Origin of the sequence: Lysinibacillus sphaericus, assembly GCF_000600105.1 — a bacterium.
In the GTDB taxonomy this organism is placed as follows: Bacteria; Bacillota; Bacilli; order Bacillales_A; family Planococcaceae; genus Lysinibacillus; species Lysinibacillus sphaericus.
Window position 1 is genome coordinate 1,763,463 of record NZ_CP006837.1, and the last position, 26,196, is coordinate 1,789,658.

22 protein-coding genes are annotated in these 26,196 nt (G+C 37.3%); 14 read left to right on the forward strand and 8 right to left on the reverse strand.

The window, feature by feature from the left end:
• The first annotated feature begins 353 nt into the window (after positions 1-353).
• From T479_RS08090 to T479_RS08105, 4 genes are all read left to right on the forward strand, one after another.
• Positions 354-3,965 carry a dynamin family protein gene (locus tag T479_RS08090; RefSeq protein WP_025219177.1) on the forward strand — a complete coding sequence of 1,204 codons (3,612 nt, stop codon included), beginning with the start codon at positions 354-356 and terminating at the stop codon, positions 3,963-3,965.
• A gap of 10 nt (positions 3,966-3,975) precedes the next feature.
• The gene (locus tag T479_RS08095; RefSeq protein WP_025219178.1) at positions 3,976-4,785 is read left to right on the forward strand and encodes a sulfurtransferase; all 810 of its coding nucleotides are present in this window, start codon (positions 3,976-3,978) and stop codon (positions 4,783-4,785) included.
• Positions 4,786-4,946: 161 nt separating this feature from the next.
• Positions 4,947-5,771, forward strand: a complete 825-nt coding sequence (locus T479_RS08100; protein ID WP_025219179.1) for an MBL fold metallo-hydrolase — start codon at positions 4,947-4,949, stop codon at positions 5,769-5,771.
• Between the two features lie 669 nt (positions 5,772-6,440).
• Positions 6,441-7,643 (forward strand): NAD(P)-dependent malic enzyme, encoded by a 1,203-nt coding sequence (locus T479_RS08105; protein WP_024363407.1) that lies wholly within the window; start codon positions 6,441-6,443, stop codon positions 7,641-7,643.
• A gap of 60 nt (positions 7,644-7,703) precedes the next feature.
• Here T479_RS08105 and T479_RS08110 read toward each other — a convergent pair whose 3' ends face one another.
• The 3 genes from T479_RS08110 to gdhA form a co-directional block, all read right to left on the reverse strand.
• Positions 7,704-8,357 carry a YIP1 family protein gene (locus T479_RS08110; RefSeq protein ID WP_025219180.1) on the reverse strand — a complete coding sequence of 218 codons (654 nt, stop codon included), beginning with the start codon at positions 8,355-8,357 and terminating at the stop codon, positions 7,704-7,706.
• Between the two features lie 171 nt (positions 8,358-8,528).
• Entirely contained in the window at positions 8,529-9,215 is a 687-nt protein-coding gene (locus T479_RS08115; RefSeq protein ID WP_025219181.1) for a phosphoribosylaminoimidazolesuccinocarboxamide synthase, read from the reverse strand.
• Positions 9,216-9,458: 243 nt separating this feature from the next.
• Positions 9,459-10,832, reverse strand: coding sequence for an NADP-specific glutamate dehydrogenase (gene gdhA / locus T479_RS08120; protein ID WP_024363410.1), 1,374 nt, complete (start codon positions 10,830-10,832; stop codon positions 9,459-9,461).
• A 187-nt stretch (positions 10,833-11,019) separates the two neighbouring features.
• Between gdhA and T479_RS08125 the strand changes: the two genes are divergently transcribed.
• The 3 genes from T479_RS08125 to T479_RS08135 all read left to right on the forward strand — a co-directional run bounded on the left by T479_RS08125 (position 11,020) and on the right by T479_RS08135 (position 13,659).
• Entirely contained in the window at positions 11,020-11,493 is a 474-nt protein-coding gene (locus T479_RS08125) for a YaiI/YqxD family protein (RefSeq protein ID WP_024363411.1), read from the forward strand.
• Entirely contained in the window at positions 11,483-12,805 is a 1,323-nt protein-coding gene (locus tag T479_RS08130) for a D-serine ammonia-lyase (protein ID WP_025219182.1), read from the forward strand. The genes T479_RS08125 and T479_RS08130 overlap by 11 nt, the downstream gene beginning before the upstream one ends.
• Before the next feature lie 152 nt (positions 12,806-12,957).
• Positions 12,958-13,659 carry a YwqG family protein gene (locus tag T479_RS08135; protein WP_025219183.1) on the forward strand — a complete coding sequence of 234 codons (702 nt, stop codon included), beginning with the start codon at positions 12,958-12,960 and terminating at the stop codon, positions 13,657-13,659.
• A gap of 88 nt (positions 13,660-13,747) precedes the next feature.
• Here the strand turns inward: T479_RS08135 and T479_RS08140 are convergent, their stop codons facing one another.
• A complete protein-coding gene (locus T479_RS08140) occupies positions 13,748-14,920 on the reverse strand; it encodes a pyridoxal-phosphate-dependent aminotransferase family protein (protein WP_025219184.1) in 1,173 nt (390 codons plus the stop codon).
• A gap of 207 nt (positions 14,921-15,127) precedes the next feature.
• A complete protein-coding gene (locus tag T479_RS08145; RefSeq protein WP_024363415.1) occupies positions 15,128-15,616 on the reverse strand; it encodes a hypothetical protein in 489 nt (162 codons plus the stop codon).
• 449 nt (positions 15,617-16,065) lie between these two features.
• Between T479_RS08145 and T479_RS08150 the strand changes: the two genes are divergently transcribed.
• Positions 16,066-17,271 carry an MFS transporter gene (locus T479_RS08150; RefSeq protein WP_025219185.1) on the forward strand — a complete coding sequence of 402 codons (1,206 nt, stop codon included), beginning with the start codon at positions 16,066-16,068 and terminating at the stop codon, positions 17,269-17,271.
• A 59-nt stretch (positions 17,272-17,330) separates the two neighbouring features.
• Here T479_RS08150 and T479_RS08155 read toward each other — a convergent pair whose 3' ends face one another.
• Entirely contained in the window at positions 17,331-18,578 is a 1,248-nt protein-coding gene (locus tag T479_RS08155) for a ferredoxin reductase family protein (RefSeq protein ID WP_025219186.1), read from the reverse strand.
• Between the two features lie 217 nt (positions 18,579-18,795).
• On the opposite strand from T479_RS08155, the gene T479_RS08160 reads away from it, so the two are divergent.
• Positions 18,796-19,284: a metal-dependent hydrolase gene (locus T479_RS08160; RefSeq protein ID WP_024363418.1), complete on the forward strand. Its 489-nt coding sequence runs from the start codon at positions 18,796-18,798 to the stop codon at positions 19,282-19,284.
• A 96-nt stretch (positions 19,285-19,380) separates the two neighbouring features.
• On the opposite strand, the gene T479_RS08165 is transcribed toward T479_RS08160, so the two are convergent.
• Entirely contained in the window at positions 19,381-20,202 is an 822-nt protein-coding gene (locus T479_RS08165; protein ID WP_025219187.1) for a squalene/phytoene synthase family protein, read from the reverse strand.
• A 266-nt stretch (positions 20,203-20,468) separates the two neighbouring features.
• Here T479_RS08165 and T479_RS08170 point away from each other — a divergent pair, with 266 nt between their 5' ends.
• Positions 20,469-21,203, forward strand: a complete 735-nt coding sequence (locus T479_RS08170) for an SDR family NAD(P)-dependent oxidoreductase (protein WP_024363420.1) — start codon at positions 20,469-20,471, stop codon at positions 21,201-21,203.
• 442 nt (positions 21,204-21,645) lie between these two features.
• Positions 21,646-22,482, forward strand: a complete 837-nt coding sequence (gene coaW, locus T479_RS08175; protein ID WP_024363421.1) for a type II pantothenate kinase — start codon at positions 21,646-21,648, stop codon at positions 22,480-22,482.
• A 61-nt stretch (positions 22,483-22,543) separates the two neighbouring features.
• Here coaW and T479_RS08180 read toward each other — a convergent pair whose 3' ends face one another.
• Positions 22,544-25,024 (reverse strand): winged helix-turn-helix domain-containing protein, encoded by a 2,481-nt coding sequence (locus T479_RS08180; RefSeq protein ID WP_025219188.1) that lies wholly within the window; start codon positions 25,022-25,024, stop codon positions 22,544-22,546.
• A gap of 208 nt (positions 25,025-25,232) precedes the next feature.
• On the opposite strand from T479_RS08180, the gene T479_RS08185 reads away from it, so the two are divergent.
• From T479_RS08185 to T479_RS08190, 3 genes are all read left to right on the forward strand, one after another.
• Positions 25,233-25,457, forward strand: coding sequence for a hypothetical protein (locus tag T479_RS08185; protein ID WP_024363423.1), 225 nt, complete (start codon positions 25,233-25,235; stop codon positions 25,455-25,457).
• A 16-nt stretch (positions 25,458-25,473) separates the two neighbouring features.
• Positions 25,474-25,614, forward strand: coding sequence for a hypothetical protein (locus tag T479_RS23905; protein ID WP_162832722.1), 141 nt, complete (start codon positions 25,474-25,476; stop codon positions 25,612-25,614).
• A gap of 164 nt (positions 25,615-25,778) precedes the next feature.
• Positions 25,779-26,105 (forward strand): DUF3889 domain-containing protein, encoded by a 327-nt coding sequence (locus T479_RS08190; protein ID WP_025219189.1) that lies wholly within the window; start codon positions 25,779-25,781, stop codon positions 26,103-26,105.
• Positions 26,106-26,196: the final 91 nt, after the last annotated feature.

Genomic DNA, 26,196 nt, shown 5'->3' on the forward strand with positions numbered 1-26,196 from the left:
TATATAATCACTCCTTTTATTTTGATCTTTATGCCCCTATAGTTGTATCAGATTTGTTTAGTACTGAACCTCAAATTGTTATTTTGTAACCGCTTTTTAACCTTCACTCTTATCTAAAATATGAAAAAAAAGAAGAACTGCTTAGTTAACTATCCATTTTGCAGATAAAAATAGTAGATTTTCTACAAGGATCATGCTACTTCATTTTGGATAAACATGACTATGTTGACGAATATTACGTCTGAAACCTTGATATATATGCTTTTCAAAGTAAATTAGTGTTATACTTTGCATATCTAATAAGGTAGAATACTAATTGTGAATAATTAAAAGGATAAAGGGGTTACAGTTTTATGAAAGAATTTGACCAACAACTAGAGGGGCTTTTAAAGCAAGCTTCATTACAATACATAATCTATCAGCATAATGGTGATACAGAGCGTATGGATAAAACCTCGCTATTTGCACGTAAATTACAACAGAAAGAATATGTCATCGGTTTTGCTGGCCATTTCTCTGCTGGTAAATCAAGTATGATTAATGCCTTATCTGGTGAGAATTTACTTGCGTCAAGCCCGATACCAACAAGTGCAAATATCGTGAAGGTGCATAAGTCAGAAGAAGATTTCGCCGTCGTTTATATGCATAATGAAAAACCTGTTAAGTTTGAAGCGGGATATGATTTTAAAACCGTTAAAGAACTCAGCAAAAATGGAGATCTTGTATCACAAATTGAAATTGGTCATAGCGCTTCTACATTACCTCTTGGCGTAACAGTGATGGATACACCTGGTGTTGACTCGACAGATGACGCACACCGTATGTCTACAGAATCAGCGCTTCATATTGCAGATATTGTATTCTATACAATGGACTATAATCATGTTCAATCGGAGTTGAACTTTCAATTTACAAAACAATTAATGAAATATAATCCAAATGTATATTTAATCGTTAATATGATTGATAAGCATAAGGAAAATGAATTAAGCTTTGAAGACTTTAAAGCGACTGTTCACAATTCATTTTCAGCATGGGGCGTTGTGCCAAAAGGCGTCTTTTTCACATCTTTACGAGAGCCAGAGCATCCAAATAATGATTTTGAAACAGTGAAAAAAATTGTGATGGATAGCATGAACGATTGGCAAGATCAGCTTGTACAGACAGCAACCAATACGCTACGTTTATTGCAAAGTGAGCATGACAACTTCTTAATGGAAGAAAAGCAAGATCGTTTAGATATTGATGAAGATATTTTAAGTGCCGATGATTGGGCACATCATCAGGATATTTTAGAGCAATATAATAAGTTAAATCGTCAAGTAGAATTATTCTCAGTGGAAGCTTGGAATGAAACATTTGAGGAAGAACGTAAAGAGTTACTTGCTAATGCAGCCATTATGCCGGCCGATGTGCGAGATAAATTGCGTCTTTATTTAGAAAGTAAGCAGGAAGGGTTTAAAGTAGGCGGTTTATTTTCAGCGAAAAAGAAAACTGAGGAAGAGCGTAATCGTCGTAAAGAAGAAGCATACAGTGCCTATCAAACAGTTGTACACGCTCAAATTACGGGTCATTTAAAAGGGTTAATGAAAAAGGCATTAAAAGATGTCGGGGCGTTAAGTGAGGAACGTGCGCAAGCAGTGGATGCTTATGTATTTGATTTACCATTTTCGTTAATTGAACAGCAAGTACAAGTCGGTGCTATATTAACAGGAGAGGCTGTTCTTAATTTTGCCAACCGTGTTGCAGAAGCAACGAAACGTTATTTTATACAGGAAACAGATGTGTGGAAGGATGCACAAGCAACAACATTACAAACTGTTGCAACAGAAACAGCAGCACCATCTAAGTTGAAAATGGCTGGTATGCAGGCAAAAGTAGATGCCATTCAAGCTGTACTAGAAATCGAAAGTTATCAGCAATATAGTGCAGGTGTTATGCACCAAGCAAGCAATGAAATTCGAAAAGAAGCGAATGATCAACTCACACTTTGGGAAAAAGCGTTTGAGCAGGATTTAGCAGATATCCGATTATTTGACGAGTCGATGCTCAAACCAAAAGAAGAGGTTATTCAGCAAGAGGAAACGCAACATGCAGTGAGTACATCTAGTCTACCTATTGAAGGTGTTATAAAACGGGCACTTCATACAGCCAATGCGGTGAAAGAGGTCCAAGGTTTTGCAGAAGTAGCAAGCTATTTAGAAAATAAAGTAGAGCGATTACAGAAAAAGGACTTTACGATTGCATTATTCGGTGCGTTTAGTGCAGGGAAATCTTCCTTCTCGAATGCCTTAATGGGTGCAAAAGTGTTACCAGTATCACCTAATCCTACAACAGCGGCTATTAATAAAATTCGTCCGGTGACACCAGAGCATCCTCACGAAACAGCAGATGTTCAGTTAAAAACGGCAGCACAAATGCTTGAGGATATCCAAGGTTCTTATGCGGCGATTGGTTTAACGGTTTCGTCTTTAGATGAAGCATTTAACCGTGCAGATGAAGGACTAGCGGTACAGCTTACTGATGAACGATTAAATGTGCATAAATCATTTATTCGTGCATATAAAGAAGGCTATCCAACATTTAAAACGGAACTTGGACAAGTGTTACGTGTAGAGCGTGAAGAGTTTGAAAAATTTGTAGCACAAGAAAATAAATCATGCTTCGTCGATAATATTGACTTTTATTATGATAGTCCGTTAACGCGTATGGGTGTAACGCTTGTCGATACGCCGGGGGCAGATTCCATCAATGCGCGTCACACAGGGGTTGCCTTTGAATATATTCGTAATGCGGATGCCATTTTATTTATTACGTACTATAACCACGCATTTGCTAAAGCGGATCGAGAGTTTTTAATTCAATTAGGTCGTGTAAAGGATGCCTTTGAACTTGATAAAATGTTCTTTATCGTTAATGCGATTGATTTGGCGACGACAGAAGAAGAACAAGAAGATGTAAAAGGTTATGTTCGTTCAGAATTACAACGCTTTGGTATTCGTTTCCCACGTTTATATGGGGTATCTAGTTTAATGGCATTAAAAGAAAAAGTAGAGGGTGCTTCATTTGCATCGGGCATGCCGCCGTTCGAGGATGCTTTCCATACATTTTTAAATGATGAGCTAAGTGCATTAGCGGTGCAGGCACTTGCAGAAGAAGTGGACAAAACAGAGCAACGTTTAGGTGATTTAATTGCTCAAACAGAGGAAAACTTAAAACGTAAAGATGAGCGTTTAGCTGAGCTGACTACGCTTGAACAGCACATTAAATCGAAGTTTAATGCCTTAAATACAAGCATGATGGAAAGTGAAACAAAACAGGAACTAGATGAATTATTGTATTATGTTTTACAACGCGTCTTTTATCGCTACCCTGAATTCTTTAAAGAAGGTTATAACCCTTCAACCTTTGCGGCTATGCCTGCACAGCAAGCATTAGAGCATGCGTTGAAAGAAGTCTTGCAAAGCTTACGATTTGATTTTACACAGGAAATGCGTGTTACAAACTTCCGCTTATCCCAATTTATTAGTAAGAAAATGCAACTTCGTTTTAAAGATGAAGTCCGTGAGCTGAAAGAAATGAACCGTAGCTTCTCGTTTTTAGCCTTTGAATCATCTGAGCCAGATTTATTAGCATTTGAAGGTCCATTTGCAGATGGTACAAAATATGCAAGTGTGAAATCGCATTTCCGTAATCAAAAAGCATTTTTTGAGAAAAATGAAAAAGTCAAGCTAAGTGAAGCGTTAGAAGCATTAACAAAGCCAGATGCTCAAAATTATTTAGATGGACAAAAAGTAGCACTCATGACTTGGGCCATTGCCTATATCGGTGAAGAAGCGGAAAGATTACGCTTGCATATTTACCATCAAGCACTAGAGCAAATTGCAACTGAACGACTTGTGTTACAAGAGGAAAGTCGATTAGCTTCCTGGAAATCAATTTACGCACAACTACAATACGCATGAGGTGATTCACATGGGAAAAGTGTTCAAAACAGTTGAGGAAATTCAAGTTGACGGTGTCCGTTTTGTAGATGCTCGCTATGATTTACAAAACAAACAATTTGGAAAGCAAGCATTTGAGGCAGGTCATGCACCAGGAGCGGTGTATGTTGATTTAGAGCAAGATTTATCAGATATGGAAAGCGAAAACGGCCGTCATCCGATGCCGAGTAAGGAAAAGCTTGCGTCTGTCTTTCAAGAATTAGGTCTGCGCTACGAAGATCAAATTGTCGTTTATGACCAAGGAGCATCACCGTTTGCACCGCGCGCTTGGTGGATGTTAACCTATGCAGGTTTCCCAAATGTGGTCATTGTCAATGGTGGAGCGACGGCATTGGAAGAAAAAGTGACGTTCACAAAGGATATTGTGAAATATGCGCCGACAACGCTTGATTTGAATTGGCAAGATCATCTGTATGCGCCACGTGAAGTAGTTAAGGCAATTGTTGATGGAGAACAGTCAGCAACGCTATTAGATGCACGAGCTGCTGCCCGTTACCGTGGTGAAGTTGAACCGCTTGATAAAGTGGCGGGTCATATCCCAACTGCTAAAAACTTTGATTGGGAGCAGTTAAAAGTTGAAGGAACACTGCAAGCTAATGATGCGCTTCGTGCGAAGGTTGCACAAGATGAACAGATAGTGGTTTATTGTGGCAGTGGTGTCACAGCATCACCGCTCTACGCAGTACTTGCAGATGAAGGTTATGAAAATATTCAGCTCTATACAGGAAGCTATAGCGATTGGATTACAGCATACGATGTAGAAACTGGAACAAATGAATAATTAGGAGAAGACGCTCACCTTGGTGGGCGTTTTTTTCTTCAGAAATACTTGGCCAGATTAAAATAGATCGCTCATGGGGCTTCAAATGGAAATTTACGCTAAAAATGACTCGTCATTCATTTTATGCTACACTTTTTTTACAAAGGGGAAAGGGGAAACATATGTATAAATTAGAGAAAAGTATTGAAATCGAACAACACGGTAACGTGCAATGTGCACATGGTAAAGTAGCTGTTCAAGGTATAGGAATGAGTGTCTATAGCTTTTATGTGGATGGACTCCTGATTGATACAGGTTCTAATTCGCTTGCAGAGGAGTTTCAATCTTTTTTTCGCGAGCTGTCGGTTGAACAAGTTGCGTTGACTCATGCACATGAAGACCATTCGGGCAATGCTGCTTGGATTCAGCAACAACAAAAGATCCCGATTTACGTTCATCGTGAGTCCATTGCGAATTGTGCGGAAGACGGAAACTATCCATTCTATCGTCAGGCGCTCTGGGGACAGCGACCAGCATTTATTGCACAGCCATTTGGAGACACACTTGAAACGAAATCTGCCACTTGGGACATTATTACGACACCAGGACATACAACAGATCATTTGTCGTTTTACAATCGGGCAACAGGTGCCATGTTTACAGGAGATTTATATATTCAAACGAAGACAAAGGATGTGCTCGATGAGGAAAACATCGTACATACTTTGGCATCGTTAAAGAAACTATTACATTTTGACTTTGAGCAGGTCTATTGTTGCCATGCAGGTTTTCTTGCGGATGGTCGGGCGAAAATAAGCGAAAAAATTGCTTATTTAGAGGACTTGGAGGGAGAGGTGCGAAAGCTCTATTCCCAAGGTTACACAGACGATGCCATAACGAAAGCCATTTTTCGCCGAGAGTACCCAATCACCAAGGTGTCGGGGGAGCAATGGTCATCCAAACATATTATTACCGCTTTTACTAAGCAATTTAAGCAAGAGTCTTAAAATACATCGCGGGTAAAGCGTGCTACTTCGCGGGTATTTTAGCTCTTTCCGCGGGTAAAGTGTGCTACTTCGCGGGTATTTTAGCTTTTTCCGCGGGTAAAGCGTGCTACTTCGCGGGTATTTTAGCTCAATCCGCGGGTAAAGTGTGCTACTTCGCGGGTATTTTAGCTTTTTCCGCGGGTAAAGCGTGCTACTTCGTGGGTATTTTAGCTCAATCCGCGGGTAAACTACACTACTTGGCAAGTATGTTCCTTTTTAATTTGAGTTAGTCCTCGCTCTGAGAGTCCTTCTGCTAAGGACTCTTTTTTCTGTTGTTAAAAAAGTTTGTGAAAAAATGTGAATAAAATGTGGCGAAGTTAGATTTCACAATGGATGCGCTTACATGAGTTTGTGAAATTGTTCTCATTTACTGCAGTAAAATACTATGTGAAAAGCTGAACAGGTTGATTGCTGTTATGACTACGTTTTTTAAAAGCTAAAAAAGGTTATTTATTATATTATAATAATTGATTGTGAAATTAATAACAATACAATAAAACGTTATAAATGATAGAGAATATTGATTTATCAAAGAAAATACTGCTTTTTAGAGTTTTTTCATTGACTACGATTTCACAAAGTATTATGATACTGACATACAATAAAACAGAAGAAAAAGGGGCGGATTGAATGGATATTATGAAAAAAGCGTTAGATATGCATGCACAATATAGTGGGAAATTAGAGGTGATTTCAAAAGTACCTGTGCAAGACTCTTATGATCTTAGCCTTGCGTATTCGCCTGGTGTAGCGGCACCTTGTATTGAAATTGAAAAAAATCCATCGCTTGTCTATGACTATACAATGAAGGGCAATATGGTGGCTATTGTATCTGATGGTACTGCGGTGTTAGGGCTAGGGGATATTGGGCCGAAAGCAGCACTACCTGTAATGGAAGGTAAAGCAATTTTATTAAAGCGTTTTGCCAATGTTGACGCTTTTCCACTATGTTTAGATACAAAAAGTACGGATGAAATCGTCAGCATTGTGAAGGCGCTTGCGCCAACATTCGGTGGTGTTAATTTGGAAGATATTTCTGCACCACGTTGCTTTGAGATTGAAGATCGTCTACGTCAAGAATGTGATATTCCGGTGTTTCATGATGATCAGCATGGTACGGCAATTGTTGTAGGTGCTGGGATGATAAACGCAAATCGTATTGTGAAGAAGGACGTAGCGACGATGAAAGTAGTTATTAACGGAGCTGGTGCGGCTGGTATTGCCATTTTACGTATCCTTGTACAAATGGGTTATAAAAATATTTATATGTGTGATACAAAAGGAATTATTTATGAAGGCCGTGCGGAAGGCATGAACCCGATTAAAGATGCGGTGGCACATTTAACAAATCCGGAAAAATTACATGGTACGTTGGATGATGCTCTCGTAGGTGCCGATGTCTTTATTGGCGTATCTGTTGCGAATTTACTAACAGAGGCACATATTGCATCAATGAATGAAAATCCAGTTGTCTTTGCACTTGCGAATCCAAATCCAGAAATTACGTATGAAAATGCGAAAGCGTGGGGTGTTCGTATTATGGGGACTGGTCGTTCTGACTATCCAAATCAAATTAATAATGTCCTAGCTTTCCCAGGGATTTTCCGCGGAGCATTAGATGTCCGCGCAACAGATATTAACGAAGATATGAAGTTAGCAGCAGTAGAGGCGATTGCTTCTCTTGTGAGTGATGAAGAATTAACTGAGGAATATATCGTGCCTAAATCATTAGATGAGCGTGTTGTTGAAATTGTTTCACGTGCAGTTAGTGGAGCAGCCGTTGCATCTGGTGTATCTGAGTTATTCCAGCAACAAACCGTCCTTTCGGTATAATGTAAATTGTTATGGTCCAAAAAATCTCCCGCTCTCAATAATTTGAGAGGGGAGATTTTTTTAAATCATACTGATACCGATTATTCCGATGAATATGATAATAACAAGGATAAATATGATGATTATACTAACAACTGAAGGAATAAGGACTGTAAAGAATGCCTTCCAATTTGAAAATCGATGTGCTTCTGCTACAACACCAACTGTAATAACCATAGACCAAATGCTAGTAACAGCTGTCATAAGTATTGACGGCCAAAAAATCCAAGGGGCTGATTCCATGTAGTTAGCATCCATTAAAGACTCAGGTGATGTAAATAGCCATATTAAGTAGAATGGAATAAGCGCAATAAATGGTACACCCGCTAAGCTCAATCCTTTAAACATTTCAGAAAACGTTGCACTACCTTTAAATAATTTACCGACTAACCACAAAATTAGGGTAGAAAAAGCTGTACCAATAATTGCTGAAATCGGTGCTAAAATCACACAGAATAGCACGATAATCCAAGGGGATACATCAAGTAAAAAATTACTATCTATAAGACCAGTAAGCATAGCTCCAATATAGGCAATGGACATAACAAGAATTGCATAACCGATTGATTTGGCATCAATCATATAGCGAGCAGTTTGCTTTGGATGCATCCAAGTAGACAGAAACGGATTCACTTTAGACCTTTCTTGTTGCGGTGTTTCATTATAGTTTTCCATTAAAGTACCTCCAAAGATGATAATATATGTTTCTATTCAATATACGAGTGAAGTGATAAAAGGTTTCAAAAAAATTTGTTAGATTGGAAATTTTGGATTGAATGTAAAAACATTACTACTACACACTAAAGAAAACCCCTCCATGCATTGGTTGCATGAAGGGGTTAGTGATTAGTCAGCTAACATAATTTTTTCAAGCTCTAATGGCTCAATATATTGTTCACCTTTGTAAGCGCGCATATTGCCGCCAGAAATTTCATCAATTAATAATATTTCATTTGTTTGAGCGTCACGCCCAAATTCTAATTTAATATCGTAAAGTGTTAAGCCTTTTTTCGCAAGCTCAGCACCAACAAATTTAGAAATTTCAATTGTGCGTTGTTTTAAAATAGCATATTCTTCATGTGTTAACAGGTTTAACATCGCTAAAGCATCTTCAGAAATTGGAGGATCTAGACGATCATCATCTTTGATTGTTACTTCTACGAAAGAGTCTAAAGGTTGTCCTTCTTGTACGTAAGCACCATAGCGACGTAGGAAAGAACCAACAGCTTTGAATCGGCAAATGACTTCTAAGCCTTTTCCAAAAACCGTTGCGGGCTTTACAGTCATTGTAGCATCATCGAAGTTTGCGTCTACGTAGTGAGTAGGGACACCTTGTTCGTTTAGTTTTGAGTAGAAATAAGAAGTTAGGCGAAGACCTGCAAGACCTGCACCATCAATTGTTAAACCAACAGTATTTGCGCCCGGATCAAATACGCCATTTTCACCAGTTACATCATCTTTAAATTTTAATAAATAATGACCATCTTCTAATTTGAACACATTTTTCGTTTTACCTGTATACAATAATTCCACAAAAAACCCTCCAATATTTCATAGTACACAATAATTATAACACGAATGTTTTAAATATATAATATAAATAATGTTCGTTTTAATCTTTGTTATACTTATTTTTTCACCTATATTCTACAAAAAAATAAGATGATAACGAATGTTCGTTATCATCTTAAGTGAAATTAAGAAGATTCTAAATTTTATCAATAGATTCTAGTTACTAGATGCTAGAACGATTGAATAAATTGTAAAAGGATTTTATTAATATACGCCTTCAGATAGCATACCATCAGCAACTTTAATAAAGCCAGCGATGTTTGCTCCAACAACTAAGTTGCCTGGGTAACCGTATTTATCAGCAGCAGCTTTACTATCTGCGTAGATATTTTTCATAATTTGGTGTAACTTCGCATCTACTTCTTCAAATGACCAGAATACACGGCTTGAATCTTGTGCCATTTCTAGTGCAGATACAGCAACACCACCAGCATTTGCTGCTTTAGCAGGACCAAATAATACGCCAGCATTTAAAAATTCGTTAATTGCTTCAAGGTCAGATGGCATGTTAGCACCTTCACCAATTGCTTTTACACCGTTTGAGATTAATGTACGAGCAGCGTCGCCATTGATTTCGTTTTGTGTAGCACATGGAAGCGCGATATCACATGGAATTGACCAAATTCCTGTACAACCTTCTGTAAATGTAGCATTTGGACGGTAATTAACGTAAGTTGATATACGGTCACCTTTTACTTCTTTAATTTCTTTAACGGCATCAAGATCTAAACCTTCTGGATCATAGATATAGCCTGAAGAGTCAGAGCACGCAACTACTTTAGCACCATAAGCTTGAGCTTTTTCAATTGCATAAGTCGATACATTACCAGAACCAGAAACGACAACTGTTTTACCTTCAAAAGAATCATTTGCATCTTTTAACATTTCTTCTACAAAGTATACTGTACCGTAACCAGTTGCTTCTTTACGAGCTAATGAACCACCATAACCAGGAGTTTTACCTGTTAATACGCCAGATTCATTTGCTTTTGTTAAACGTTTGTATTGACCCCATAGATAACCCACTTCACGAGCACCTACACCGATATCACCAGCAGGAACATCGACATCTGGCCCAATATGACGGTATAATTCAGTCATGAATGCTTGGCAGAAGCGCATGATTTCTGAATCGGATTTACCTTTTGGATTAAAGTTAGATCCACCTTTACCACCACCGATTGGTTGACCAGTTAAAGCGTTTTTAAAGATTTGCTCAAAACCTAAAAACTTAATAATTGATTCGTTTACAGAAGGGTGGAAACGAAGTCCACCTTTGTAAGGACCCATTACATTGCTGTATTGAACGCGGTAACCACGGTTCACTTGTACTTGGTTGTTATCATCTTGCCAAGCGACACGGAATGAAATGATGCGATCTGGCTCAACGATACGAGAAAGAATATTTGCTTTAATATATTCAGGGTGTTGTGCAAATACAGGCACTAATGAAAGGAAAATTTCTTCAGCTGCTTGTAAAAACTCCGCTTGATGGCTATTTTGTTGTTTTAGTTGCTCGAACACGCCGTCAACGTATTCTTGTGCTAATTGTTCATTGCTTAAAGTTGTTGTTGTCATAATGAAAACCTCCAAATTGGTTGATAGGTGTATCGTATATCTATTTTTCACACTATTCAATAAAATACTTTTTCCAAGTTGGATAAGTTTGTGAAAAAATGAGCAAACAGGGCCGAGAAAATATTATATTAAAATAATATACAAGTACTTGATTTATCTAATAATGAGAAGGGAATGATGCCTTATTGTGAAGGTATTAATTGATGCTGATGCCTGTCCAGTCGTGGATTTAGCGCTATCTATATCATCTGAGTTTGAGATTGAAACTATCTTGTTTTGCGATACATCACACCGTATTGAACGTGATAATGTAATAACAATTATTGTACCAAAGGGTCCAGATTCGGTTGATTTCACGCTAGTGAATGCGCTTTCAAAACATGATATTGTTATTACACAGGATTACGGTTTAGCGGCCATGGTGTTGGCACGTGGAGGTTATCCAATCGATCAAAATGGCAGGGAAATGTCTAATGAAAATATCGAACGTTTGCTCGATATGCGCCATGTTGGGCAGAAAATTAGACGTGCTGGAGGACGAACCAAGGGACCTAAAAAAAGAACGAAAGAAAATAATATGCTGTTCGAAATGAAATTTCGACAAATTTGTGAACGAGCAATTTTAGCGCAAAAAATGGAGGAATCAGCAGATGGAAAATGACCTAAAACACGAATTATTTCACCAATATCCACTATTAGAAACGATAAAAAATCGGGAGACTGTATTTTGGGAGAATACAAAATGGACGAAAAAGGCAAAAACAACACTCTTTTCTAACGAGGAGGTTAAAGATGCGGAAGAAACGCTGCAACGCTTTTCTTCCTATTTAATTATTGCTTATCCTGAACTATTACACAGTAAAGGGCTGATTGAATCACCTATTCAACAAATTGCACAAATGAAGAAGGCACTCGAGAGAATGTTCGCACTATCCATTCCAGGTAAATTCGTTTTAAAATGTGATCACACGTTGCCTATCTCTGGTTCCATCAAAGCTCGTGGTGGAATCTATGAAGTTTTAAAGCATGCAGAGCGTTTGGCGATTGCTAATGGTATGTTAACAATAGAAGATGATTATGCGGTGTTCGCCACTGAAGAACTACGGACGTTTTTTCAGCAGTATACGATTGCCGTAGGTTCAACTGGTAATTTAGGGCTCAGTATCGGCATAATGGCTAAAAAATTAGGGTTCAATGTCGTTGTACATATGTCTAGTGACGCAAAAGAGTGGAAGAAAGCGTTGCTAAGAGAAAAAGGTGCAACGGTTATTGAATATAAAGCAGACTATAGTGTTGCTGTAGAACAGGGGCGTCTGGAAGCTTCACAAAATCCAATGTGTCATTTTATTGATGATGAAAATTCAAAAGATTTATTTGCTGGCTATGCAGTAGCAGCAAAACGCCTAAAAGTCCAGTTAGAAAAGACAAACATTCAAGTGGACAAAGCACATCCATTGTTCGTTTATTTACCATGTGGGGTAGGGGGTGGACCTGGAGGGGTTGCATACGGTTTACGTGAAATATTCGGGGAGCATGTTCATATCTTCTTTGCAGAGCCAACTGCCTCACCTTGTATGATGATTGGGCTTATGACAGGCTTACATGATGAAATCAGTGTAGAGGATATTGGCTTGGACAATCAAACAGAGGCAGACGGTCTTGCTGTAGGGCGTGCTTCTAAATTTGTAGGAAAAGTGATGGAATCGTATATTAGCGGTTGCTATACCGTAAAAGATGAAGAATTGTTTATGTCCCTTGCTTTAGCAATGGAAAGTGAAGGGGTATTTTTAGAGCCTTCTGCACATGCCGGAATGTTTGGCCCCATTCATTTGCTAAAGAACGGACAAAACTATATAGAAATGCATCATTTACAGGATAAAATGGAACAAGCTACACATCTTGTCTGGGCAACAGGGGGAAGTATGGTACCACAAGAGATGCGAGAACAGTACATGGCGAAGGTGAACATGTAGCAAAAATAAATAATGAATCACAGTTAATGATAAAATGATGAGTAAAGTCAATAAAAAGACAGATATGCTCTGTTAGAGTGGTATGTGTCTTTTTATTTTGCAGGATGTTAATTAGGAAATATTTTTAGTTAATAGGAAAGGATTGAACGTTATTGAAGGATTCATTAAAGCAGGCGATTATTTTACAAGCAGTAGAGGAGTCAGTTACTTATACGGATAGTAAATTAGGTGGAAGACCGTATTGTAAATTAGGTGATGACTTCCCAGTACATAGTAGTGGCATACCATATATGTTTATAGCACAGCTTAATTTTGCAAAGCTACCTAAGCTAAAAGATTATCCACAGCAAGGGCTTCTACAGTTTTTTGTGTTGGCTGATGAAGATTATGGTGTTGACAAGGATGGCTATTATTGTCGGTATTATTCGGACTTTGATCCCTCTCATGATATCGAGCCATTTTCAGATGAAGAAATGGAGTATGAGCTATGTGAACCGATTATTTTTGGGGGTCCTTATGCATTGAAGGCAACATTACTTCAAGAGCTAGTACCGTATACGGATCCTCGCTCCGTTCATTATGACTTACCAATAGAGAATCCTGCTTATTCAAAGTACTTTGATGAAACAGATGGTAGTGGAACGAAAATAGGTGGCTATGCATTTATGGATAAAAATAGCTTTGATGAAAAAAATAGCAATGCTGAGTTACTATTTCAATTAGATATGGAAGGTAATGCCAAAAAAACATATGCTATGATAGCAGACTCGGGTACATTACAATTTTTTATAGAACGAGATTCGTTAATTGCAAAGGATTTTACTCAACTTTATTATTATCTTTATAGTCTGTAAGAAAATTGTCTAGATAAGAAAAAATGTTAGAACGACTTTAGTCAATCTAACATTTTTTCTCTTTTGTCCAAGCTCATAGGTCAGCTAATTAGGGGCTTGTAATCGTATTCGCCTGTGCGGCTAAAAACACTTTATGTGCTGCGCTGACACCTGCACCTGGCTCAAAGTCATAGGCAAAGTCTTGCAATGCCGCTTCCATTAAAGAAACGGCTTGTAAAATATCGCTAGGGAAGCAGTAGCCCATATGCCCAAATCTAAAAATTTCCCCTTGTAAAGGCCCAAGACCACCAGCAAAATCTAAATGATAGTGTTGTTTAAGGTGATGTAAAAACGCATTTAATGCAATTCCTTTTGGCGCCATGATAGCAGTAATCGTTGGTGAAGCGAACTCATCCGTTGTCAATAACTCCATGTGAAGAGCTTTCATTGCACTGCGCACCATATTTTTCATCAATTCATGGCGTGCAACAGTGTGAGCAAAGCCACCTTCTTCTTCAATGAGTTTACATACTTCACGTAATCCATAAATAAGTGTGATGGTAGGGGTATTTGGTGTCATCCCTTTGTGAGCCCAATCACGATAGCTCAATAAATTTAAGTAATAAGATGGCATAGTATTTTCTTCGATAACTTTCCAAGCTCTGTCACTAACGCTAACGAGAGAAAGCCCAGGTGGAAGCATCATCGCCTTTTGCGAGCCTGTTACGAGGATATCAATTCCCCATGCATCCATCTCAGCAGGAGCTCCACCAATACAGCTTACGCCATCAACAATAACTAACGCATCGCTTTCTTCACGCACGACTTGTGCTAACGCTGCAATGGGATTTAAAATACCTGTTGACGTTTCGTTGTACGTAATAAAAACAGCTTTAATATGCTGTAGAGGTTGTAAAAAAGTACGCAACTCTTCAGCTGTGCATGCTTGTCCCCATTGTTTTGCTAGCTTATGTACGTTAAAGCCATATTTTTCGCAAATTGAAACAAAATAATCTCCAAAAGCTCCTACGGTAATGACAACAACATCATCGCCCGCATTAACGGTATTGACAGCTGTAGCCTCCAGTGCTGCTGTGCCACCAGATGGAAGCAATAATATGTCCTGCTTCGTGCCGAAAACAGCTTTCACTAGCTCTGTCGTTTCACGATATAGCTCAACAAATTCATTGCTTCGATGGCTGAAGATATCTCGGTTCATCGCAAGTTGCACTTTTTTAGGAATCGGTGTAGGTCCTGGATGTCTTAAAATATTTTCATACATAAATAAAATCCCCTTTGTTTAAAAATTAGAAATTCTAAATTTTCTAACTATAATATAGCATATTCATCTGGAACGCTGGCTTCATTTTGGAAAAAATATTGGAAATAGGAGGGGATATGAACAGAAACGACAAGATATAAGCACAAAAAAATCCGCTTTCCGTCTTGCTGGACGAAAAGGGATTTAAAGAGGCACTTTACACTACAACTATACGATAAATGGTCGCTTCATACGCATTAAGCCGTAGATAGCATAGAATAAGCCACATGTAATAATAGATAAAATAATGTAGAGAACGGCTTTTCCAGACTCACCAGTCCAGCGGAATAGAAGACGATATGTGTAGTAAACCCAATAGCCGAACATAACAAGTGAAGCAATAAATCCAACTAATGGGACGAACGAAATGATAAATAATGCTGCATAAATGAATGTTGTTTTTTTCGCTGTTGCACGGATTGTCGCATCATCATCACCATTGGCGGTAAGTAGAAATAAACTATAAATATTGATAATTGGAATCCATGCTATATAAGCTACATCGCTAAAACCGTTTGTTTTCGAAGCCATAAAATAAATAAGTGCATTCACAACGTACCCAACAATTAACATGCCCAATAATACGAAAAAGAAAACCACCATGAAACCACCAAAGACTGCATCATAATCACTATAATACGGATCATAATAATTCATTAAAACTCTCCCCTTTCAATACGTTTATTTAAGCACATAAAATCCACATCATTTCCCAAGAAATATCGTAATAGTCCTATAAAAATGGACTAATTACTTTAGGGAACATTAAATCACTTTATGATATCATCCAGTTCAACATGCTCTGTAAGTAAATAAAAAAACAACTATTTTTTATAAATATCGGTATAATTGTAAGCAAGTTTTATTGTATGGAAAATAAAAATATAGAAAAATAAGTTATTCACTATAAAAATTTGATAAATCTAAATCCCCCTGATTTATCAGCTAGCAGAAGGAGACCGTTTGTATGAATCGTCCAATTTAAAAATCGCTCATTTTAATGAATGGTATTTCGTTAAAAATGGGGGAGGCAAGTTTCATGAATCGTCCAATTTAAAATCGCCCATTTCAATGAATTTATTTTCTTGAAAAATGGGGGATAGTTTATGAATTTGGGTAGAAATTTTTGGTTATTACTTGTAGGGCAGTCACTTGCCAATATAGGTGACGTTTTATATATCGTAAGTGTTATTCATATCATTTATCTTTTAACGGGATCAGCTATTGCCGCATCCTTTGTGCCATTTACGATTGCAACATCGATGTTTGTGTCCAGTATATTGACGCCGCTTTTGTTCGAGAAGGTAAATTTAAAGTGGTTAATGGCAGGTTCGCAAATCGGAAAAACGTGTTTATTATTTGCTTTAGGGCTATTGTTAGTTAGCATCTCCACAACAAATTTTTACCTGTTGTTTATTGTCATCAGTATGATTGCATTTCTTGATGGCTGTGCCAACCCAATAAGACAGACATTGGTTCCTCATTATGTGAAGGATGAACAATTATTGAAAGCAAATGGCATAGATGAAGGAGTCACGCAATTTATTCAATCCATTATGTGGTTTGTAGGGAGCCTATTTTTACTTGTTCTCAGCTCTCAGCAACTTATTTGGGTTGTGGGGTGTTTGTTTGCCATAGCAAGTTTTGTATTATCTTTATTAGAAAATGTAGACCAGCCATCACTCGAACAACAAGGGAAAATAGATCAGGTTGTTAAGGGCTGGAAAACATTGTGGAATGCCCCTTTGTTACGTCAAATCGTATGGATTGATATTCTTGAAACCATTGCGGGTACGGTATGGATTGCAGCCATTATATTGGTATTTGTCCATGATGCTTTGCATGTTGACAAGCGGTGGTGGGGCTTTATCAATGGCACATATTTTGTGGGATTAATAGTGGGCAGCATTTATTGTGTGAAATATAGCGCATCCATTGAAAAGAACATAGCGCAAGTGATGGTGATTGGATCATTATTTACGTGTTGTGCCACTATTTTATTTAGTGTCAACAGCATGCCAAACATTGCATTATTTTTAACTTTTTGTGTGGGGCTTTTTGGGCAAATAAAGAGCATCCCACAACATACCGTTATTCAAACAAGTGTTTCAAGAAAGGAATTATCTGCTGTTTATACGGCTTTAAGCGCTATCTTAACGGGGGGATTTGGCATTGCCTCTTTAGTAATGGGCATAATAGCAGATGTATTCGGCATAAGAATAGTATTTATGATTTCGGGTCTATTACTAGCAATAGTAAGTATCCTAATCGGTAAAAATAGGCAGTTGTTTGTAATCAAAATGAATCAATAATAAAGAGGCTTACATCTCTTCTATGGGATGTAAGCCTCTTTTATTTGGAAATAAGACTATTATTTAAATTTAAAAGCTTCAAAGTTGACATCGATATCGTTAGTGCTAGATTGTTTAAACTGTTTTGTAAAACGTTTTACCATTTTTTCAGGCCCACACATAAAGATACTCGTATGGGCTGGCACTGAAACATCATCAAATGTCAGCCTGTCCATAGTAGTCGTATCAATAAAATTCACTTTGAAATGTTTATTGTTTTCTGCATATTTTTGCAAAAGATCTTTGTGAATCGCATCGTTGTGCCCACGGTAAGTGTAAAATAATTCAATGTCTCGATCGGTAGGATTAGATTGTAAATAAGATAAAAAAGGTGTAATACCTACACCGCCTGCTATCCAAATTTGCTGCTGATAACCTTTGTCAAAGTCTAGATGACCATAGGGGCCTTCAACGGCTACTTTTGAATCTAATTGTATCAGTGCATTGACCTTTTTAGTAAAATCTCCAAGTGCTTTAATCGTTACATATATTTTTTGCCCATCTCCACATGAAATAGAGAAGGGATGTGGCGCTTTTTCTAGCCCCGTTTGGAAAATTTTTAAAAAGATATATTGGCCATTTTGATAACTCAGTTTGCGATCTAAAGTCAATTCTAATTCAACAGCACTGTCACCTAATTTCCGAATGCCTGAAACTTTACCCGTATGTTTAAAGCGCATGTCCTGATACATTGTCAGCATGTACAGAGCGGACATAGTCCCGACAATAGCAGTAATGGCCGTAAATATCCCTAAAGGTGTCGGTTGAAATAAATCATATCTACTTGAGAAGTATGCATGGTAAAGACCTAATGCATAAGGAATTAGCAATAGGCGGTGGATATAGCGCCAATGCTCATATTTTAGAAATTTAGCAAATAATGCTATCACTATAAGTCCGATAAAGCCATTTTGCGCCAGCTCTCCAAGTTCTTTTGCAAATTCACTCAGCGGCGTTTCAATAGCTTGGTCTCCATGAGGGACCAAATCCTGTAATTGGCTGTGTAGAATGACCAACCCTAATGACAAAATCGCCAAATATTTATGGTACATATAAACATATTCTAAGCCGTGAAACCATTTTTCAAGAATTTTCACTCGTGTTGCTAATAAAAATACTAGAAAAAATCCAGTGATCGCCAATCCGCCGACGATGTGACTAAGCTTATTTAACACATGTATCGTTTCAATCGGAGTGGCAAAATACCATAGTAAGCCACTGCCACACATTGTTATTAAAATAAATAGCATTCCTTTATACGATTTCATATTAACCTCCAGTAATCATTTTTCTCTCTCGACATACTAGATATACACTAAGTTACTGAATTATTTCTGATATTTTGATGTTCGTGTAATAAATTTTTAAAAAGATAGAACGTTGTAAAATAAAAACGTATGTTTGGAATGTATGTTCTATTTTAATGAGGAATATGGTACAGTAGAAAAGTAGCACGTTTAATACATAAAAAGTGAGGTAGATATCATGCAAGGGAATACACATATTGTTGGAGGCATCACAGCAAGCCTTGCTTTTGCACAAATTTCGAATGATAATCCATTTGTATTAGTAGGAGCGGGTGTACTCGGTGCATTACTTCCAGATATTTGCCACGGAGGAAGTAAAATCGGGAGAACCTTTCCTCTTATTTCAAAAATGGTAAACAAGCTATTTGGACATCGCTCTTTTACACATAGTTTATTGTTTGTGGTTCTTGTCGCGCTATTGTTACAGACAATTATTCCATATCCGTCGATTGTTGCGGGACTTTTAATAGGGATGTCGAGTCACATTATATTGGATATGGGAACGAAACAGGGAGTGAAGCTTTTCTTTCCGTTCAACATGTCGGTTCGTTTTCCACTAACAACAAGAACAGGTGGAAAAGTAGAAAAGATTGTATTTACATTATTATCTGTACTTTCGCTATACTTGAGCTATGAGCTGATTAGTCGATTTATCAGCGAAATATAAAAGCAAAGCCCTTGTCCTAAGCTTACTTAAGACAAGGGCCTATGCATTTTTATAAATTGGAGTGAATTGTTTGAATTGTTTGGGTGTCAGGCACCTCTATTCTCCTTGCACTTCTTCTACTGTTTGCTCCACTTCTGCGCGTGTCATTTTTTCACGACCTTCTTGCATCGCTTTTAATGTTTTGTGCGCTAGCGCAAGTGGGAGTCGGCAGAACAATAGAATGGTACGCTTATTAATAGCCTCTATATAAAGGTCTGCTTTGGCTAAGTTTTCCTCTGCATAGGCAAATAAATCTTCTCGTGTCCAACCGTCCGGCACGAAGCTTACACCACGCTCATCTAAATCTTCATGCTGGTTACGTAAAATATTGACGGCTTGAAGTCCGCGACCATAGCCAATCGCTAAATCACGATCTGTTTGAATGCCTGCACCCCACGCCCATAACTCTGACAGCATTGTTCCAACGAGACCTGCCACATAGTATGTATAGTCATCCAAATCTTCACGTGTATGCACTTGCCAGTTGGCTTTTGCCCATTTTCCCATGCCATAAGCCATTTCACTTGTAGAAGCTTGGACAATTTTTCGAGATTCATCTGGACAAAATGTTAACCAATCTGCTAGGCGAAGGGAAACTTCCGGCAGTTGATCGGCATATGGAGCTAATAAGGTTTGATATGCTTCAGCATCGAATTCATTTTTTAATAATTCACTTATTGCTGAAAGTAAATCAAACTTCACATCATTCGATAGCTTTTCATGGTCTTCAATTTCGTCAATGGCACGCATCGCTAAATAAGCAGCGGCAACAGATATTTTTAAATCATTTTGTAAAAAAGTAATAGGTATATAAAATGTGCGACTCGTTTCTTTTAAAACATGCATCGCTTCTTTATAAAGTGTTTTTTGATCTTTCACTTGTATTCCTCCGTTCAAATGGTCAAGCCTCTATCTATATCGTATCGCAAAACAGGAGAAAGATAAAACAGATTGTTTAAATTCTAGTCATAATCTTTGAAAACACTTCAAATATATGATAAAGTTTAATAGTAAACTATTTAAAACTATACAGTATTTGAATATCGGTATTAGTTTTAAAGTACTTGGTGACTGTTGGTATAAAAAGATACGTTACAGCGCTTAAGACGCTTAGGCGAAATAGAACAGAGAGGAAGTTTTTATTTATGGGTCGTTTAGACAACAAAATTGCAATTATTACAGGTGGCGCATCAGGTATGGGTGCTTCAATGGCAGAATTATTCACTAAAGAGGGCGCAATCGTCATCGCTGCGGATATTAACGAAGAAAATTTAGCTAAAATTTCTGAATTAGAAAATGTAGAAGGTATGAAATTAGATGTTTCATCTGATGAAAACTGGGCTGCATTTACAAAAGCAGTTATTGAAAAATACGGTCGAATTGATATTTTAATCAACAATGCTGGTATTTCTTCACAAAAATCTCCACAAGATATTACAGACCAAGATTGGGCGATTATGCACAAAATTAACTCATTCGGTCCGTTTTTAGGAATTAAACACGTTTCTAAATACATGAAAGAGGCAGGTAAAGGCTCAATCGTTAATACATCTTCATACACAGCTATTATCGGTTCTGGCTTAAATTCATATACAGCATCAAAAGGTTCTTTACGCGCCATCGCACGTGCTGCTGCTGCTGAATTAGGAAAATCTAATATTCGTGTAAACACAGTATTCCCAGGTGTAATTGAAACACCAATGACTGCGAACATCGGTCAATTCAAAGAAGCAATGGATATGTTAGTTCGTGCTACTCCAATGGGTCGTCTTGGCCAACCAGAAGAAGTTGCCAATGCTATTTTATTCTTAGCATCTGATGAAGCTTCATATATTACAGGTGGCGAACTAGTAATTGATGGCGGATATTCTGCACAATAATTATGTTTGCTTGTTAGAATTCATACGATTTCAAAAAGAGTTCACTGTTTTGACAGCGGCTCTTTTTTACATAAATTTCTATAATTTGTTTAATTTATCTATTTAACGAGCTTTTTTTCATGTTATTTTACATGAAAGTTTGCCAAGTTATTGCACAATCATTTCAACAGCGGTAAAGTTTAGGGAGAGCGAATATTCAATTATGCCTCGGCGTAATGATCGCTGACCTTTCGCTTTCGCGCAAAATAAAGTGCGTCAGGATTTTGAATTGTGCATACACAAAAAACTCCTTTTGAAATCCGTGACAATCGCCGGAGGCATGAACTTTTATTAGTTAGCGTTTAGACACACGCTGAATAAAAGAGTAAACTAGTATTCATATTCAACTAACCATCTATTTAGGTAGAAAAATTTCTGCTGAATAAAGTTAAAGGAGAATGGTATGCCAAAGGCTATAGGTATTGATGCAGGTGGCACATTGACGAAGGTTGCTTATTTAGACGAGCACAATGAGCTTATTTTAACAACTTTTCCGTCTAATGATTTGCAGTCTGTAATGGAGTGGATTCGAAATAATCCAGATATTGAGGATATTGGTGTTACGGGGGGGCGTACAGAACAATTACTTGATGTCATCAAAACAATGAAATCGATTCATTATATAGTAGAGTTTGAAGCTACATTGAAGGGAGTTCGTTTTTTACTAAATAAAGAAGGATACTTCTTCGAGCGTAGTATGATTACCAATATCGGTACAGGAACTTCAATCCATTATATGGAGGGGAACACCCATATACGTGTAGGAGGGACAGGCGTTGGGGGCGGAACCTTGATTGGATTGTCAGCGCTTACAACAGGGATTACAGATTACAATGAAATCCGAGAAATGGCTACAAAGGGTAATCGTGAAGGTGTAGACTTGCTTGTCAAAGATATTTATCAAGGTATGGATACACCTATTGACGGGCATTTAACGGCAAGTAATTTTGGTAAAGTCAGTATTACTGAGGAATTGAAACAGCCTGCTGAGGATATTATTGCGACTGTTCAAGGCCTCGTTGGTGAGGTTATCACGACGCTTAGTATTCAATATGCCGAGGAAAAAAATGCACAACATATTGTGTATATTGGCTCTACCTTAAGTTATAATGAACATCTTGCACAAGTCATTGCTAATTATACACGCACGAAAAAGCATACGCCTGTTTTTATCAATGACCACGGTTTTTCCGGTGCAGTCGGTGCCTTACTTAACATAACTGAATATACAATTGTCTAAAGGACAAATAAAAATGTACATCCCTAACGATTTTAGTGATGTACATTTTTTTTACGAATGGCTATCGTTGGTTTTTAAGTGCAATTACTTTCGCTCTTGAATTGACACCTAGCTTACTATAAATAGTAGATAAATAAACGCGAACTGTACCATTAGATAAATGCAGTTGTTTGGCTATTTCTTGATTACTCAGCCCTTTTGTTAATAAATCGAAGAGTTCTTGTTCGCGCGGGGTAAGTAAATCAGTCGGTTCCTTCTTCACTGTACAATTTTTTTGTAAATAGTCAAAATAACTTTTAGGGACAGGATTCCATTTAGATGTTAAGGACTCTAATTGAAAATACTGGTTAAGAAGGGGCAGTATTTCTTTTTCGTCTAAAAGGGTTCGTACATAGTAAAACTTTGCTGCCAATTGTAGCGCTTCGTGTAAAGTATCTAAAGCAATATCATGGTTGTCTAAACGTAGTTGGCAAACGGCTTCAAGAATGGTTGCTTCAATAATTGTCCCAACTTGCTCGTCTTGTTGTGCTTTTGTTTTAACTTGTACAACGATAGATAATGCATCATTTGGTTGTTTCTTTAATAATAATAATCTAGCATACACTAGCATCCAAAATGGCTGTTTCGTTTTTGTAGCCTGTAGGATAGACTCTGCACGCTCGTCATCACCCTCCACAATGTAACAAAAAGCAATCATAATTTGGATAGTATTCCGCCAATGCTTTTCAACAACATCTTCTAACAATTGTGTCAGCATAGCCCGCGCTGTATTGGTTTGCTGTTGATGCATGTAAATGTTAGCCTTTAGCAAATACATAGGAACAAATAAGTTAGGATCTGGCTGTTGTTGAGTTAATTGGATTGCAATATCAAGCTCCTTTTGCGCATCTTCTAGTAAATTTCTCTCATAGTACACCTCAGCAGCAATGCCAGATATATAGGCGGTCACATATAATGTTTTAAAATTTGTATTCCGAAATAGCTGTGTAATTTTAGGAACTTCATCCATTGCAGGTAATTTGCCTTTTGAAGCTAAATTTGTGCGCGAGAGTTTATATTCAAAATTATTGTAGGGAATTCGTACTTTATCCCAACGACACGGAGCTTGTTGTGTAGTAAGCTGCCTTTCTAATATTTCTTTCACCGTTTGTAATTTGCCACCCGAGGCAACTAAGGCATATGCTTTGGTTCGTTCGTAAATATTCGCGATAGCTATATTTTCTTTTTGTTCCATCCATTGTTCACTGAGTTGACGCTGTTCAAGCTCTTCCATTATGGAGGTAGCGGTTGTCATTTCTAATATTGAAATTGCACGTTCATAGCCCAAAATAAGCATTTCATAACGGACTGTTTGTTGATTGTCTCTTAGCTGTTGTAACCAGCGCATGAAAGTTGCAGTTTGACCTGATAAAAAAAGTTGAACAAGATGATGAGAAATCCATTGTTGGGCTTGCTCATATAGATGATGTTTTAATGCTAATTCAATCGCGGAAGTGTAATCACCTTTTCCATAAATTAATTGAACCGTTTTTTCGACAAGGGACTTTATTTCTTGTTCGGTATATTGCTTCATCAGTTCTTCTTGTAATGCCTCAGCAAATAAATGGTGATAGCGGAAAACAAGTTTTGATGATTGAAGACAAACTGTGAACAAGCCATTTTCTTCTAAATAAGCTAATAGTTCTGCACTATTCGTCTCCTCTATTAATTGGTCACATATAGCAGGCTCTAATTCATGTAAAAAAGAGGTTTTTAACAGAAAATTTTGTATTGTTTTTGGGAGTTTATGAATAATGCCTTGCCACAAAAAATTAGAAATAAATGGTTGTACTTCATTAAAATTAGTTAGACTCGTTAATAGTAATCCTGCGATCCATCCTTCTGTTTTATTTTGTATTGTTTGTAATTGGTGTTCGTTTAATGAGATTGAATTTTTTAAGGAAAAAAACTGCTTTGTTTCTTGGTAAGTAAAGCGTAAATGTTCGGTATTACATTCATGTACCCATTGTTTTACTCGCCATATCGCAATTGGTAATGGAAGAGCTGTTCGAGTAGTCAAATATATGTGAACATAAGATGGTAGTTGTTCGATTAGTTTAATCATCGTGCGATGAATTGTTTCGTTTTCTATCAAATGGTAATCGTCCATTACAAGATGAAAGCTTTTTTTAGCCGTATTTAGTTCATGGATAAACGACTCCATCAGAAAATCGAAAGTGGAAACATCTTGCCCTTGTAATAGTGGTGCGAGCACTTTATCGACATCGGTTTCACAGGCTTGCGCTACTGCCTGAAAGACAAAAGTCCAATATCTGATTGGATCATTATCTGCTTGGTCTATGGCGACCCAAGCAATTGGTTGTTGAGAATGGATAAGCCATTGACTTAAAAGTGTTGTTTTGCCGTAGCCTGCTGGCGCGCGAAGTATTGTAATCCTTTTCTGGTCATTTTCACGAAAGAAATCATGTAATCTAGGTCTTTCAATTGTTTCGGTCGTACTATAAGGCACATTTAATTTCGCGGATGATAGAGAACTTGACATGGTATGTCTCCTTTTATGATTTAAGTTATGACGTACAGTGAAAGTATTATGTAGTATATCTTCTTATAATATATGAAGTTTGCTAGATTGTTTATTCCAATTTGTCAGTATGGTAAGTCTTGCAGTAGTTGGAATTTTTCCATTGAAGTTTTCACCATAGCATAAAACCTTCACGCGTGCGCACATTACAAGGAGGAGGTGAAAATCTGTGGGAAATAGAAATAATAAAAATAACAATAAAACAATGAATAAAAGAACACATAATCCTTTTGGAACGTATAAAAGTAAAGACCTTGATGATAGTAATAGTAACAACAACAACCCAAATGATAATTTAAACGAAGAATTCAGTGCAGAATTTGATGCTAAAGCGAAAAACAAAAACAATAAAACGAACCATGATAAAAACCAACAATCCAATAAAAAGAACTAAAATGGGGGCGTTAGCAATGGCAAAGAAAAGTAAAACAAGTTTCAAAAAGAAAAAGAAAGAAGATACACATAAAAGAAATGATCGGGAAGAATATTCAGCCGAATTTAATCAAGTTATTCATAATAATCCCCAGCAACCAAGCAAAAAAAGTCGTTAAGTAATTTAAGTGGAATGCTCCAAGTTACTATTTGGAGCATTTTTTAGTTTCAGCAAGGCTAAACAAATACATACATCTAAACGATTCGATTTTCTTTATTTTGCTTAAGGCATAATGATTTTTAGGATGTTGCACATTCTATAAAAAAGAAAGGGGCTTACAACATGCGAAAAATACTTGCAGCACTTGGGATTATGATGACAGTATTGGCGCTTCCACAACAAATGCCAGATGCCAATGCTGAACAACAAACGCCTGCTTATGCAAAATGGGGCAAGCTTGCGATTGAAAAAACACAGTCATCCTATCCTAATTCAAAAATTATTGATTATTTGCATGAAGGCAGTGAAATAAAAGAAGGTGCAACGATTGAAAAATTTAAACTGTGGTTACAAGAGGGTGACAAAGAATTTGGTGTTTATGTAACAATAAAATATACGACCAAAACACAACAAGTAGTTGATATCGAGCTTCAGGAAACGTCGAAATAGAGGCTGGGACATATGAGAAAAAGTGTTAGATTGAACCTAATCAATCTAACACTTTTTTGCCGTTGTAATCGCTACAGCGGTGCTTTCCGCT

What these genes read in the sequence shown, in the direction of transcription:
- T479_RS08180 (WP_025219188.1), bottom strand. Translation starts at nt 25,024, where the DNA reads ATGTCAAGTTCTCTATCATCCGCGAAATTAAATGTGCCTTATAGTACG.
- T479_RS08145 (WP_024363415.1), bottom strand. Translation starts at nt 15,616, where the DNA reads ATGAATTATTATGATCCGTATTATAGTGATTATGATGCAGTCTTTGGT.
- gdhA (WP_024363410.1), bottom strand. Translation starts at nt 10,832, where the DNA reads ATGACAACAACAACTTTAAGCAATGAACAATTAGCACAAGAATACGTT.
- T479_RS08095 (WP_025219178.1), top strand. Translation starts at nt 3,976, where the DNA reads ATGGGAAAAGTGTTCAAAACAGTTGAGGAAATTCAAGTTGACGGTGTC.
- T479_RS08170 (WP_024363420.1), top strand. Translation starts at nt 20,469, where the DNA reads ATGGGTCGTTTAGACAACAAAATTGCAATTATTACAGGTGGCGCATCA.
- T479_RS08130 (WP_025219182.1), top strand. Translation starts at nt 11,483, where the DNA reads ATGGAAAATGACCTAAAACACGAATTATTTCACCAATATCCACTATTA.
- T479_RS08150 (WP_025219185.1), top strand. Translation starts at nt 16,066, where the DNA reads ATGAATTTGGGTAGAAATTTTTGGTTATTACTTGTAGGGCAGTCACTT.
- T479_RS08140 (WP_025219184.1), bottom strand. Translation starts at nt 14,920, where the DNA reads ATGTATGAAAATATTTTAAGACATCCAGGACCTACACCGATTCCTAAA.
- T479_RS08110 (WP_025219180.1), bottom strand. Translation starts at nt 8,357, where the DNA reads ATGGAAAACTATAATGAAACACCGCAACAAGAAAGGTCTAAAGTGAAT.
- T479_RS08160 (WP_024363418.1), top strand. Translation starts at nt 18,796, where the DNA reads ATGCAAGGGAATACACATATTGTTGGAGGCATCACAGCAAGCCTTGCT.
- T479_RS08190 (WP_025219189.1), top strand. Translation starts at nt 25,779, where the DNA reads ATGCGAAAAATACTTGCAGCACTTGGGATTATGATGACAGTATTGGCG.
- coaW (WP_024363421.1), top strand. Translation starts at nt 21,646, where the DNA reads ATGCCAAAGGCTATAGGTATTGATGCAGGTGGCACATTGACGAAGGTT.
- T479_RS08105 (WP_024363407.1), top strand. Translation starts at nt 6,441, where the DNA reads ATGGATATTATGAAAAAAGCGTTAGATATGCATGCACAATATAGTGGG.
- T479_RS08155 (WP_025219186.1), bottom strand. Translation starts at nt 18,578, where the DNA reads ATGAAATCGTATAAAGGAATGCTATTTATTTTAATAACAATGTGTGGC.
- T479_RS08090 (WP_025219177.1), top strand. Translation starts at nt 354, where the DNA reads ATGAAAGAATTTGACCAACAACTAGAGGGGCTTTTAAAGCAAGCTTCA.
- T479_RS23905 (WP_162832722.1), top strand. Translation starts at nt 25,474, where the DNA reads ATGGCAAAGAAAAGTAAAACAAGTTTCAAAAAGAAAAAGAAAGAAGAT.
- T479_RS08100 (WP_025219179.1), top strand. Translation starts at nt 4,947, where the DNA reads ATGTATAAATTAGAGAAAAGTATTGAAATCGAACAACACGGTAACGTG.